This window comes from Meiothermus hypogaeus, from assembly GCF_003574035.1.
GTDB lineage: Bacteria > Deinococcota > Deinococci > Deinococcales > Thermaceae > Meiothermus > Meiothermus hypogaeus.
In genome coordinates, this window is the sequence record NZ_QWKY01000002.1 from 48,261 (window position 1) to 60,467 (window position 12,207).

12 protein-coding genes are annotated in these 12,207 nt (G+C 61.1%); 8 read left to right on the forward strand and 4 right to left on the reverse strand.

The features are described from left to right. Nucleotides 1-48: 48 nt before the first annotated feature. Nucleotides 49-1,029: a deoxyribose-phosphate aldolase gene (gene deoC, locus Mhypo_RS00805; RefSeq protein ID WP_119339460.1), complete on the reverse strand. Its 981-nt coding sequence runs from the start codon at nucleotides 1,027-1,029 to the stop codon at nucleotides 49-51. Between the two features lie 206 nt (nucleotides 1,030-1,235). Between deoC and Mhypo_RS00810 the strand changes: the two genes are divergently transcribed. Beyond that, nucleotides 1,236-1,442 carry a hypothetical protein gene (locus tag Mhypo_RS00810; RefSeq protein WP_119339461.1) on the forward strand — a complete coding sequence of 69 codons (207 nt, stop codon included), beginning with the start codon at nucleotides 1,236-1,238 and terminating at the stop codon, nucleotides 1,440-1,442. A 38-nt stretch (nucleotides 1,443-1,480) separates the two neighbouring features. Here Mhypo_RS00810 and Mhypo_RS00815 read toward each other — a convergent pair whose 3' ends face one another. Together Mhypo_RS00815 and yqeK are read right to left on the reverse strand one after the other, a co-directional pair. Then, nucleotides 1,481-2,740, reverse strand: coding sequence for an LCP family protein (locus Mhypo_RS00815; RefSeq protein WP_119339462.1), 1,260 nt, complete (start codon nucleotides 2,738-2,740; stop codon nucleotides 1,481-1,483). A gap of 78 nt (nucleotides 2,741-2,818) precedes the next feature. Beyond that, nucleotides 2,819-3,388, reverse strand: coding sequence for a bis(5'-nucleosyl)-tetraphosphatase (symmetrical) YqeK (gene yqeK / locus Mhypo_RS00820; protein ID WP_119339463.1), 570 nt, complete (start codon nucleotides 3,386-3,388; stop codon nucleotides 2,819-2,821). A gap of 333 nt (nucleotides 3,389-3,721) precedes the next feature. On the opposite strand from yqeK, the gene rplU reads away from it, so the two are divergent. From rplU to rsfS, 4 genes are all read left to right on the forward strand, one after another. Next, complete coding sequence (gene rplU, locus Mhypo_RS00825; RefSeq protein ID WP_119339464.1) at nucleotides 3,722-4,027, forward strand: 50S ribosomal protein L21; 306 nt, start codon at nucleotides 3,722-3,724, stop codon at nucleotides 4,025-4,027. A 61-nt stretch (nucleotides 4,028-4,088) separates the two neighbouring features. After that, complete coding sequence (gene rpmA, locus Mhypo_RS00830) at nucleotides 4,089-4,364, forward strand: 50S ribosomal protein L27 (protein ID WP_119339465.1); 276 nt, start codon at nucleotides 4,089-4,091, stop codon at nucleotides 4,362-4,364. 61 nt (nucleotides 4,365-4,425) lie between these two features. Next, the gene (gene obgE, locus Mhypo_RS00835) at nucleotides 4,426-5,676 is read left to right on the forward strand and encodes a GTPase ObgE (protein WP_119339466.1); all 1,251 of its coding nucleotides are present in this window, start codon (nucleotides 4,426-4,428) and stop codon (nucleotides 5,674-5,676) included. Between the two features lie 27 nt (nucleotides 5,677-5,703). Further along, nucleotides 5,704-6,048, forward strand: coding sequence for a ribosome silencing factor (rsfS, locus tag Mhypo_RS00840; RefSeq protein WP_119339467.1), 345 nt, complete (start codon nucleotides 5,704-5,706; stop codon nucleotides 6,046-6,048). Nucleotides 6,049-6,233: 185 nt separating this feature from the next. Here rsfS and Mhypo_RS00845 read toward each other — a convergent pair whose 3' ends face one another. After that, complete coding sequence (locus Mhypo_RS00845) at nucleotides 6,234-6,521, reverse strand: hypothetical protein (RefSeq protein ID WP_119339468.1); 288 nt, start codon at nucleotides 6,519-6,521, stop codon at nucleotides 6,234-6,236. Nucleotides 6,522-6,651: 130 nt separating this feature from the next. Here Mhypo_RS00845 and Mhypo_RS00850 point away from each other — a divergent pair, with 130 nt between their 5' ends. From Mhypo_RS00850 to Mhypo_RS00860, 3 genes are all read left to right on the forward strand, one after another. Then, complete coding sequence (locus Mhypo_RS00850; RefSeq protein WP_119339469.1) at nucleotides 6,652-7,710, forward strand: M28 family metallopeptidase; 1,059 nt, start codon at nucleotides 6,652-6,654, stop codon at nucleotides 7,708-7,710. 383 nt (nucleotides 7,711-8,093) lie between these two features. Further along, on the forward strand, nucleotides 8,094-9,194 hold the full coding sequence (locus Mhypo_RS00855; protein WP_119339521.1) for a type IV pilus twitching motility protein PilT: 1,101 nt from the start codon (nucleotides 8,094-8,096) through the stop codon (nucleotides 9,192-9,194). Between the two features lie 444 nt (nucleotides 9,195-9,638). Then, nucleotides 9,639-12,002: a penicillin acylase family protein gene (locus tag Mhypo_RS00860; protein ID WP_119339470.1), complete on the forward strand. Its 2,364-nt coding sequence runs from the start codon at nucleotides 9,639-9,641 to the stop codon at nucleotides 12,000-12,002. The last annotated feature ends 205 nt before the right edge of the window (nucleotides 12,003-12,207 follow it).

Consider the following 12,207-nt stretch of genomic DNA (forward strand, 5'->3'; position numbering starts at 1 on the left):
AAAGTGCAATAAAAGCCATGGTGAAGTCTTCGGGCCAAGGGACTTTTTCTACCCCAGCGGCTGGTACTGCATGGAGGCGTAGCGCCCGTAGGCGAAGTGCTCGAGCTGCCGCTCGATGTCGTTCAAGAGGGCGCTGGCCCCGATGCGGAACAGATGGGGCTGCATCCACTCGAGGCCCAGTTCCTCTTTCATCAGGATAAGCCAGTCCAGGGCCTGCTTGGCGCTGCGGATGCCGCCGGCGGGTTTGAAACCCACCTTATGGCCGGTTTGTTCATAGTAGGCCCGGATGGCCCGCACCATCACCAGGCTGTTTTGCAGGGTGGCGTTCACCGCTTCCTTGCCGGTAGAAGTCTTGATGAAGTCGGAACCCGCCTGCATACAGACCATGCTGGCTTTGAAGACGTTTTTGAGGGTGCCCAGCTCGCCGACGGCCAGAATGCTTTTCATGTGGGCCGGGCCGCAGGCCTCGCGGAAGTCGCGCACCTCCTGGTAGAGGGCCTTCCAGTTGCCGGTGAGCACATGGCGGCGCGAGATGACGATGTCAATTTCGCTGGCCCCCGCCGCTACCGAGGCCTCAATCTCTTGCAGTTTAAGGCGGTGGGGGTTGAGTCCGGCGGGGAAGCCGGTTGAGACGGCGGCTACTGGGATGCCGGAGCCCTCGAGCGCCGCCACGGCGGTGGGTACCATCTCGTGGTAGACACAGACCGCACCGGTGGTAAGCCGCAGGTGGGGCAGGCCCAGGTCGTGCAACAGCTCCGCTCGCACCGGCTGGCGGGCCTTGGCGCACAGGCGCCGCACCGTGCCGGGGGTGTCGTCGCCCGAAAGGGTGGTCAGGTCGATGGTCTTGATGGCGTGTAAAAGCCAGGCCGCCTGCCATTCCTTCTTAACGGTGCGGCGGGTGGGCAGGGTGGCGGTCCGGCGCTCAACGGCGCTTCGGTTGACCAGGGCCCCCTCGAGGGCGCCGGGGTCGAAGGGGGTGCCGGGGTTGCGCTCCAGCATGTGGGCTTGGGGTATGGTTGCAGTCGCCATAAGCTTGGCCTCGAGTACAGCCGATTATAGCCCAGCCTGCTATTATCTGGTTGAGGGCGACAGTGCTGACCCGCTACTGGCTAAGGCACTTGGCCGTGAGTCATCGGCATTGATGCTCGAGCCAGGGACATTCGGTCCCGCCTGAGCTGCCATGCTGGAGGTTGTACAAAAGGGTTCGGCTTCTACCCTGGCTTGGGAGGTGAAGGATGGAAACCCTGCAAGTGGCCAAATGTCCGGTATGTGGCGGGTTGGTGGAGGTAGCGGGCCCGTGGGTGGGCCTCGAGGTGGAGTGCCCGGAGTGTGGCGAAGTGTTGCGGGTGGTAGAGACCCAGCCACTCAAGCTCTATTACGCCTTTGACCCCGACGAGGAGCCCCTGCTCGAGGAGGAGCATCGGGTACCCAGGGGTGAGTAGCGAACAGCGCCGGGCAGGGAACCATCACCTGTGGCCGATTATGACGGTCCCAGCACGATAATCACATCGTAGCCCCTGGGCTCGAGGCGGATGCGGGTCTCCAGTGGCAGGTGCAGCAGATCGGCGTAGTCCTTGGCCAGCAGAAAGGCAGGCGACTCCCGTCCAACAATCGAGACCCCACTGCGCACCAGCACCAGGCTGGTGCCCCCTACCTCGCCTGTATGCACTTCCGGGGGGGGGATGCCCAGCTCCACAAAGCCCTGCCGGTAGCGTTCGCCCAGCCCCGCCCCACTCCGGTCTAGGAGCAGGGTTTTGAGGCCCAGGGCTTCGGCCTGTACCATTCGGGCCATCACCTCGGCATCGGGGGTGTAGCCCAGCAGACCCGCCGTGAAGGAAGGCATGGCGACCTGGTCGAGGACCAGGAAACTGCCCTCCTCGAGGGTGGGCAGGGTTGCGCTCTTAAGGGTCAGGCTTTGCAGGTTGGGCAGCCGCTGCAGGGCTTCGGTGAGGGGAAGGCTGGTCTCGAGGGAGTTCCACACGGCCCCTGCAACTCCTGGTAAGCGCGGCCAGTAACGAGGGCTTTGGGCTTTTCGCAGGGCCAGCCCCATCACTTCCTTGATGCGGTCCAGCCGGCCCAGGTCGGAGCCTTCCCAGCGACGAAAGCGCATGTATTTGACCGCATCTTTCCCGTTCAGGTGCAGCGGCCCCGCCGGAAAGTCTATGAAAAGACCCGCGGCCCGGTCGGTGTATTTCATCGGATAGGGCAGCACCACATCCACGCCGTCCACTGCATTCACCAGCTTCATCACGGCCTCGAAGGTCAGGATCACGTGGTGCTGAACCGGTACGCCCAACAGGTTTTCTACGGCATGGCGCAAGCCCTCGGCCCCACCGCCCCGCTCGTAGACCGAATTGATCTTGCCATCATAAAAACCGTTAGGGGTTTCACCGCTATAGCGCAGGTCGCGGGGAATGGCCACCACCGTGGCCTCCGAGCCGCGCAGGCGCACATAGAAGATGGTGTCGGTGCGAAGCCCTGGCCCACAAGCGGTGTGGTAGCCGCAGTATTCGGTGTCGCGAGCTGCCACCACCAGGCTCAGTTCCTCGGCGGGGCCACTTTCTCTGTACTCGCTAAACAGCCCAGCCTGCACCTCTTGAAGCTGCGGCCCATAGGCCAGGGCCCCGGCCAGGGCCAGCAGGGCCAGCCCAAGCAATACCAGCGAAAGCCGCGGCCCCGCACGGCGAGCTCGTACCAGCGACCCCCGTTTAACTCGATGGGGTGTTCGCGGTTGTGCCATGACCCATAGATTACAAAACCTGGCCGATGGGAGGGTAATAGACCACCCAAAAAGCCCTGGGGAGTACCCAGGGCAAAACTAGCAGTCCTCGCCGCGCTGCTCCATGATCGCTTTGTAGGCTGCCAGGGTGCGAGGATGGGGCTCGATACCTTTGCTTTGCAGGTATTTGACTTTGCACAGGACCGCTTTTTGGTAGGCTTCCTCGAGCCGCCCCGACAGCGCCAGGTCGCGAATATCCTGATTGACCCCACGGCCCGGCTCGGAAACATCGGCAACATAAAGCGCCATGCCGATTCTGTGCTCGGGGCGAACCCCGTAAACATGGCCCTCGATGGCCTCGAGCACCTCTTCATCCTCAATGCCCCATTGCTCGGCCAACTTGCGTCCAGCGCGCCCATGAAGCGATAAGGGATGGTTGCGCTCGAGCGCTATTTCCGGCGGTGCAAGCTCTGTCAACTGCTGTTCGCTCAAATCGCGTGCAGCATCGTGCAGGATGGCCGCCAGGTAGATTTTCTCCACATCAAGCGCGTTTGCTCTGGCAATTTCAGCGGCCAGCTCGGCGACCCGCAAAATATGTTCGTAGCGCTCAGGCTTAACCTGCTGGCGCACTCTTTCGGCCAGATCAACGACAGAGATGGTGCTTATCAAGTGAAGCCTCCGCCGAGGGCGGGAGCAGGTTTGGGAACTCCTGCCCATCCGCAAAAGAGAGCCTACCACATTTCTGGAAATTTCCAAGCTGGATTGCCCTATCCTTCTACATCGAGTCTGCGTATCGTTTCCCTTGCCCTGACTTGATAGTGATGAGCCTTCAGACGCTTCGTTTTTGTGAAAGCTGCCGCTCGGTGGAGCCGCTCTGATGCCTGGGCGCTACTTGAAACAATTCGCCATAGCCGCTATAGTTGTCAGTTGGCTGGGTCAAAAGACCCGAGTTGTTTGTTGGATTGCACCAGCATCCCAAACGGCTAACTGGAGAGTGTGGTCATGTACGCAATCATCAAGACGGGTGGTAAACAGTACCGCGCAGAGGCAGGCAGCAAGCTGCGCGTGGAGAAGCTCGAGGCCAACCCCGGCGACACCGTGGAGTTTGACGCCCTGATGCTGGGCGGCGAGAAGACCGTGATTGGCAGCCCCACCGTACCCGGCGCCAAGGTGGTGGCCGAGGTGGTCGAGCACGGTAAAGGCAAAAAGGTGGTGGTGGCCAAGTTCAAGGCCAAGATCCACTACCGCCGTAAGCGGGGCCACCGCCAGCCCTACACCGAGATTGTGGTGAAGGAGATTCGCGCATAAAACTGCTGAAAGCCAGTAGCTAGAGTCTAGCTTTCAGTCTTCAGCGTCCTGGAGGGACTATATGGCACACAAAAAAGGTCTGGGTTCAACCAAAAACGGGCGCGACAGCCAAGCCAAGCGCCTGGGTGTCAAGCGTTTTGAGGGCCAGGTAGTCAAGGCCGGCAACGTGCTCGTGCGCCAGCGCGGCACTAAGTTCCGCGCCGGCGAGGGCGTGGGCCAGGGCCGCGATTACACCCTGTTTGCCCTGGTAGACGGGGTGGTGGAGTTTGCCGACAAGGGCCGCAAGGGCCGCTTTGTGCGGGTCAAACCCATCGAGCTGGCCAGGGCCGGCGACTAATTTTTGCCGCTAGCCGAAGGCTGAAGCCCCGTGCTTGGCCTTCGGCTTTTAGCTTTTGCTTATGTTCAGAGATATCCTCGAGATTAGCGTGGCCGCCGGACGTGGGGGCGACGGCTGTATTAGTTTCTGGCGTGAAAAGTATATCGCCAAGGGCGGCCCCGACGGCGGCGATGGCGGCGACGGGGGCTCCATCATTCTGCGGGCGCTGGGGCAGGTGGACTCGCTCTCCAACCTCTCCAAGCGGGTCTACAAGGCCGAAAACGGCCAGCACGGCATGGGCAAGGGGCTCTTTGGCAAGTCGGGCAAGGACCTGGTGATCGAGGTGCCGCGGGGAACGCGGGTCTACGATGCCGAAACTGGCGAACTGCTGGCCGACCTGGTCGAGGAGGGCCAGACCTTTGTGGCGGCCAAAGGGGGCAAAGGCGGCTGGGGCAACCCCCGTTTCGTGACCCCCACCCGTCAGGCCCCCCGCTTTGCCGAGGCGGGCGAGGAAGGGGAAAAACGCAAGCTGCGCCTCGAGCTGATGCTTTTGGCCGATGTGGGCCTGGTGGGCTACCCCAACGCCGGCAAGAGCAGCCTGCTGGCCGCTTTGACCCATGCCCACCCCAAAATTGCCAGCTACCCCTTTACCACCCTTTCGCCCAACCTGGGCGTAATTGAGCGCGACCTCGAGCGCATCACCATGGCCGACATCCCCGGCATCATCGAGGGGGCGGCTCAGGGCAGGGGCCTGGGGCTGGAGTTTCTGCGCCACATTGCCCGGACTCGAGTGTTGCTCTACGTGCTCGACGGCGCCGACCAGCCGGTGCAAACCCTGCAAACCCTCCAGGCCGAACTGCGTTCCTACGACCCCGAGCTGCTCACCCGCCAGGCCCTGGTTGCCCTCAACAAAACCGACCTGCTGACCCCAGCCGAGCTACAGGCCCTGGTGGCCGAGCTAAGCCAGACCGGCCTGCCGGTCATCCCCACCTCCACCCAGACCCGCCAGGGGCTAACCGAGCTGGTAGAGGCCCTGTTTGCCCTGGTGCAGGCTGCGCCCAAGCCCAAAATGGAACAACCCAGGCCCAAACCCGAGGCCGCCGACTACATCAAGGTAACCCAGGTTGAGGAGGGGGTGTTTGAGCTCGAGGCCCCTCAGGTACAGCGGCACCTCGACCGACTCAAGGGCGACCCGATGGACGCCGCCGGCTACCTGCAGGAGCTGTTCAAGCGCTACCGGGTCGAACAGGCCCTCAAGGCCCACGGTGTGCGGGCGGGCGACACGGTGCGCTTTGGGCGGCACGAATTCGAATACATTCCCGAGGTCAGGTAGCTGCCCTATTGTGTACAATGAGGACGAATGGTCAAAACCATTGATACCCAAACGCTAATTGAGCACATCAAACAAGCCCTGGAGGACAAAAAGGCCGAGAACGTGGTTGCGCTCGACCTGACCGGTGTTTCCGACTCGCTGGACTACTTTGTGATTGCCACCGGAACCTCCCAGCCCCACCTGCAAGCCCTCGAGCGGGCCGTGCGGGAAAAGCTCCAGGAAGACGAAGGCATCCGGGCGAATAAGGTCGAGGGCCCCAGCCCTCGCTGGGTGCTGCTGGACTATGGCCCGGTGCTGGTACACCTGATGAGCGCCGAAGCCCGCGAGTACTACGACCTGGAAGGCTTTTGGGCCGACGCAAAGCGGATTTAAGCGCCCTATTTCCAGGGTTGCTCCAACTTCGAATGCTGAAAAGGCCGAAAGCTGAAAGCCTGAAGCCTGTGGTTGTTCTACGAACGATGTAGCCTACCCCCGCTACTGCAGAAGAATCCCGTGACCCTATGGCCTCAGACGCGCTTTTGCCTTGTGTCCGGAGACCTGTGACATGGGACTTTGATCTACTTTGCGTTGGGCGGGTTGGCCGGGCGGTAGTTACGGACGGGGCCAAAAATAAACTTGTTGAACACGATGTAGGCCGCCAGGTAAGCACCCATCTGTACCCAGAAGTTGTTGAAGAGCGTCACGCCGCTAGCCCCCAGGAAGGTCATGAGCAGGGTGAGGGGCATGACCACAATGAAGGCCCGCAACAACAGGCTGGGAAAAATGCGCAGCATGTCCCGGCCCGAAAGTGGCGTGCGCTGCTGTGCTTTACGCTTGAGCTTTTCTTCCCGACGTTTCTTGCCCATGTCCTCAAGTTTAAGCCCTGGACTTTACGTGAACCAAGGGCTTGGCGCACAGAGCACGGGGTAAAACCGTCAACGGCCAGCACCCAGTCTTTTGCTTTCAGCGTAGGGCTTTGAGCCTTATGCTAAGGCCGTGCGAAAACTCTGGGAAGCTCTTTGCGCCTTGCCGCACCGGGGGAGTGCAACGGCCCTCGAGGCCCAGGTGGCCCAGCAGCTCAAAGATTACCTGGCCCGTCTGGGAGCGGATATCTCGCTTGAAGTCCAGACCTTCCAGGCCCCCCGCAGCTATGGCCCCGAACTCATACTGATTAGCCTTTTGCTGGCCGCGGGCGGTTTGGGGGGGCTTTGGTGGCTGGCCCTGTTGGGAACCTATGGCTTCTGGGCGCATTTTTCGGGCTGGTGGGTACCGTGGCGGCGGCTCTTCGACCGCTACCCCTCGCAGAATGTGCTGGCCCAGACCGGCCAGGGCCACAAAACGCTGGTTTTAATGGCCCATTACGATACGGCCAAGTCCTTTTTCCTCTACCACCCAAAGCAGGTGAGGTATTTCCGGCGCAATTTTTTGATCAATGCGGTGCTGGCTACAGCGCTGCCCTTTGGCGCCATGGTGCCAGTGGTATCGCAGTTGCTGGGCCTGTACTTTCTGGTGCAGGCCGCTCTCCTGACCCTGCGAGAGTTTCGCGAGCCCTATGTCAACGGGGCCAACGACAACGCGACTGGGGTTGCCGTAGCGGTGGCCTTGTTCGAGGAACTGGTGAAAGACCCCCTGCCAGACTACCGGGTGATGCTGGCCCTCACGGGCAGCGAGGAAGTGGGGGCCAAGGGAGCCGAGCACCTGGCGCGTTCGGGACGGGTTCCACCGGATGCACTGGTGCTCAACATCGACAATGTGGGCAAAGGCGAGCTGTTTTATGCCACCGGCGAGGGCATGCTGGTCTACCATGCCTACTTGGGGGTTCTTCTCGAGCGGGCCCGGGCCACCTCGGGTGCGCAACCTTTGGCGTACCGCCTGGCATTTTTCGATACCCGCCCCTTTGCGGCCCGAAACATTCCTTGCCTCACGCTCATTCGCCTGGAGAATGGTACACCCCCCCACTGGCACTGGCCTTCCGACCGCCCCGATGGGGTGGACTGGGGTGCGGTAGAAGAAACCCTGAACTACGCACGCACGCTGGTGCGCCAGCTGGCCTGATCTGGAGTAGCGTGCTTGGTGTCTGGCTAAGGTCTTGAGTAGAGCGCGGTGTGTCGCCGGTAGTTTGCTGAAGCGGGGGTCGAGGTGCTGGCCATGCCACAAGGTCATTTGGCTTTGGGCCTTCGACAATTAGCTCCAGGCCAATACAGCAGCACCTCACAAGAGAACAATGTGACCGCTCGGTTCTAATGTTAAGCTTTGTTCATTTAGGGCAGCCTTTTGAGAAAGGGTGAAATATACTCTGAGCGTGGGTTGGAAAGGTGCAACGGTATCGCTGTACCAGCTGATATCGAAAAGTGCACTCATTGTAATGCCGGCAGGGCTACAGCTTCTGGTTGCCCCGATCCAATCCACCTAATCAAGTGACCCAAGGGAGCCTCCAGATGAGTACCACTCAAACCCCCACTCCCATCGCTGAAATGCTGCGCAGCATGGTGCAGGCTCGAGCCTCGGACATTCATTTGCAGGCGGGGGCACCGCCCACTGTCCGCATTGACGGCAAACTCAAGCCCTTTGGAAGCAAAGTGCTTTTGCCAGCCGATGTGGAAGCCATCGTTCGCAGCTTGCTGAACCCCATGCAGCAAGAGGAACTCGAGTACAAAAAAGAAATGGACTTTGCCTATACGGTGCCGGGTCTGGCTCGTTTTCGCTGTAATTTGCTTCACCAGCGCGGCAGTTTTGGTCTGGTCATGCGGGTGGTGGCCGAAACCATTCCCAGCTTCGAGGCCCTGGGGCTGCCCCGCCCGGTCATGGAAGACCTGGCCTCCAAGGAGCGCGGCCTGGTGCTCGTTACGGGCCCTACCGGCTCGGGCAAGTCCACCACCCTGGCTGCCCTGATTGACCATATCAACCTGCACTTCCCCAAAAACATCGTCACCATCGAAGACCCCATCGAGTTTTTGCACAAACACAAGAAAAGCCTGGTGGTGCAGCGCGAGGTAGGGGTAGACACGGACTCCTTCAGCACGGGTCTCAAGTACGCCATGCGGCAAGACCCGGATGTGATTCTGATCGGCGAGATGCGCGATCGCGAAACGGTGGAGGCGGCCATCATGGCGGCCCAGACTGGCCATCTGGTGCTTTCCACCCTCCATACACTCGATTCGGTGCGCACCATCAACCGCATCATCGACTTCTTCCCCCTGCACGAGCACCTGCAAATCCGCATTCTGCTGGCCGAGTCGCTCCTGGGTATCATCTCCCAACGCTTGCTGCCCAGGGCCGACGGACAGGGGCGCATGCTGGCTCTGGAGATTCTGTTGGCCACGCCTTTTGTGCGCGACCTTATCAAAGACGAGAACAAGACGCCTCAAATCAAGGACGCCATGCTGCAGGATAACCTGCGCGGTATGCAAACCTTCGATCAGCACCTGGTAGAGCTCTATACCCAGGGCCACATCAGCCTCGAGGACGCCGAAGGCTCGGCCACCAGCCCCCACGAACTCAAGCTGATGCTGACCAAGTTTACTGGGCGCGGATACTGAAAACCCGCGCGTGAGAACGCTCTTCACAAAAATTGAGCCATCCGGGGTTGAGAATCCTGTGTCCTGGACAGAACAGTGGCCTTCGGGTTACGCGGCCACGTCTGCGAACAGCGCGAAAGTAGGTCTTTATACCAGATTCGGTTGATTCGTTGCCGTTCGGCAACGAATCAACAGGGCCGAAGGTATCCACGTAGCGGAGGGCGATACCGCCCCTGGGAAGCAAGACGCTTTCTTCGCCGACCGACAGTGAAGGGCCATCGGCCCCCGGCTAGCGCCGGTACTCAAGGGAGGGGTGTGCTCTAGGATTCAAAAAGACAGCCTCTGGTGTTTTTGGTTTTGTAAGCTGTCTTTTTGAATCCGGTATTAGCCAATAGCTAGAGCCTGTTGCTCTTGATTGTAGAGGGTTCGATTCGGGTAAAGTGAGGCCAGTCTGGAGGTTGAGCGATGCGCTGGCTTTTTCTTGGGTTAACCGTGCTTTTGTTGCTAGCTTCGTGTGTTCCCTCCAACCAGGTGCGCCAGGTGCAGGGGCTTTCGGGGCCGGTGAACATTACCTTTGACCGCTGGGGTATTCCGCATATCCGGGCCCTCTCGAGCGATATGGATGTGTTTTTTGCTCAAGGCTATGTGCACGCGCGCGACCGGCTGTTCCAGATGGAGCTGGGCCGTCGTGTGGCGCAGGGCCGGCTGTCAGAAATTTTGGGCAGTGGGGCCGTCGAACAAGACCGATTCTTCCGCATCTGGGGCTTCTACCGTGCGGCCCAGGCTTCCCTGCCCAACCACACCGAGTTTACCCGCCGTGCCCTGGAAGCCTACGCGGCCGGGGTCAATCAGTTCATCCGCGAAGGAAACCTGCCCCTGCCTTTTGCCCTGCTGGGCTTTACCCCAGAGCCCTGGACGCCTACCGACACCCTGGCCTGGGGCAAGCTCCAGTCCTACGACCTGGGGCAGGTCTGGCAGGATGAAATTGACAATTCCTTCATCCTGGGTAAGGTGGGGGTGGAAGGGTTCAACGACCTGCGGGGGGAGTATCCCAAGGGCTGGCCCACCATCCTGCAGCCGGGCGACCTTCGCAGCGACGATGAGCGGGCCGAGCCCGGCTATCCAACCCCACAACCCGCGCTTTCTGGGGCCACGCTGCTGGCCATGCAAAAGCTGGCCGAGTTTTCCGAAACCCTGCGCATGGCCCCCCGCAGCCCTGACCACGGCTCCAACAACTGGGTGCTAAGCGGCTCGCGCACCACCAGCGGTAAGCCCCTGTTGGCCAACGACCCCCACCTGCGCCTGCAAAACCCGGCCCTGTGGTACATTGCCGATCTGCAGGGCCCTGGCTACCGGGCAATTGGGGCCACCATTCCGGGAGTGCCTGGGGTGTTTTTGGGGCGCAACGACCGGGTGGCCTGGGGGGCCACCAATGTGCGGCCCGATGTGATGGATTTGTTCGTGCTGGATTTGCAAGGGCAGTCCTACCGCACCCCCACCGGCCTGGTGCCGCTACGTTTGCGTCAGGAGGTAATCCGGGTGCGGGGGGCCAACCCGGTGACCCTCACCGTGCGCGAAAGCGAGTACGGCCCGGTGATTTCTGATCTGGGCCGGGCTTTCTTGCGGCCTGGCCTGACTGCTGGAACGGCCATTGCCAGCGATAACCAGGCGGTAGCGGTGCGCTGGACGGGCCTCGAGCCTCAAGACACCACCCTGGACGCCTACCTGGGCATGAATCGTGCCCGCAACGCCGCCGAGTTCCGGGAAGCCCTTAGGCGCTACGCAGCTCCCATGCAGAACTTTGTCTATGCTGATGTGGACGGCAACATTGGCTACTTTGCGCCGGGCTGGATTCCGCTGCGCGACTGGGATGGGCGATTCCCGGCCAGCGCCCGGCTGGGGCAGCAGTGGAAGGGCTATGTGGCCTTTGAGCGCTTGCCACAGGTGGTGAACCCCCGCGAAGGTTTTGTCAGCAGCGCCAACAACCGGGTCTTGCCGCACGGCGGGCCCGACATTTCCAGCTACACCACCGAGGTCTTCCGTGCCCAGCGCATCCGCGACCTGATTCTGGCCACGCCCAAAGCCAGTCTGGAGGACATGGCCCGCTGGCAGGGGGATACGTACTCCATTATTGCCCGGGAGATGCTGCCGGGTCTGTTGGCCCTGCAACCCCAGAGCCAGGCAGCGCGGCGCCTGCAAGATGCTGTGCGGGGGTGGGACTTGCAGGCCGAGCTGGACTCGGTGGGGGCTACCGCTTTCGCCTTCTACTACCGCGAGATTTCCCGGATGCTGGAAGACGAACTCGAGCTGCGCTACCCACCGGTGCCCTACACCTTCGTCAAAACCCTGCGGGAGGACGGGCGCTGGTGCAGAAATGCCGCTGCGGGTATCCAGAACTGTGCGCAGTTCATGGCCCAGGCCCTGGAAAAAGCTGGAGCCGAACTCGAGCACCGCTTAGGCCCGGACCCCGCCCGCTGGCAGTGGGGCCGGCTGCACCAGGCCACCCTGCCTTCCCCGCTGGCCTCCACCCCGCTGATTGGCGGCCTGTTCAACCGCACCCTTCCTACCCCCGGCTCGATGCACACCGTGAATGTAGCCAACTATAACCAGGACAGCTTCCTGCACACCTCCGGGGCCAGCCTGCGCACCCTCTTCGACCTGGCCGACCCCGACAACAGCCGCATCATCTACCCCATGGGCCAGTCCGCCGATGTGTTCAGCTCCCACTTTGATAACCTGCTGTGGCTCTGGCGCGACAAACAGTACATCCCCCTCAGCACCCGTCCCGCCAATTGGGGGCAGACCTGGACGCTGGAGCTCAGGCCATAGCGCAACTTCAACCATGTTCATCCCTTCTCACTAAAGAATGGCCTTATGGTCAAGGATTACCTGCTGTTGAGGGAAGGCCATGCTGACCAGCCCCGACTTCAAAGAACTATTGAGTCTTTTCAAAAAGCATAATGTTCGCTATTGGATTGTTGGTGGATAAGCGGTTATGTGCTACACAAAATCAAATACACTGTATTTTTTGCGT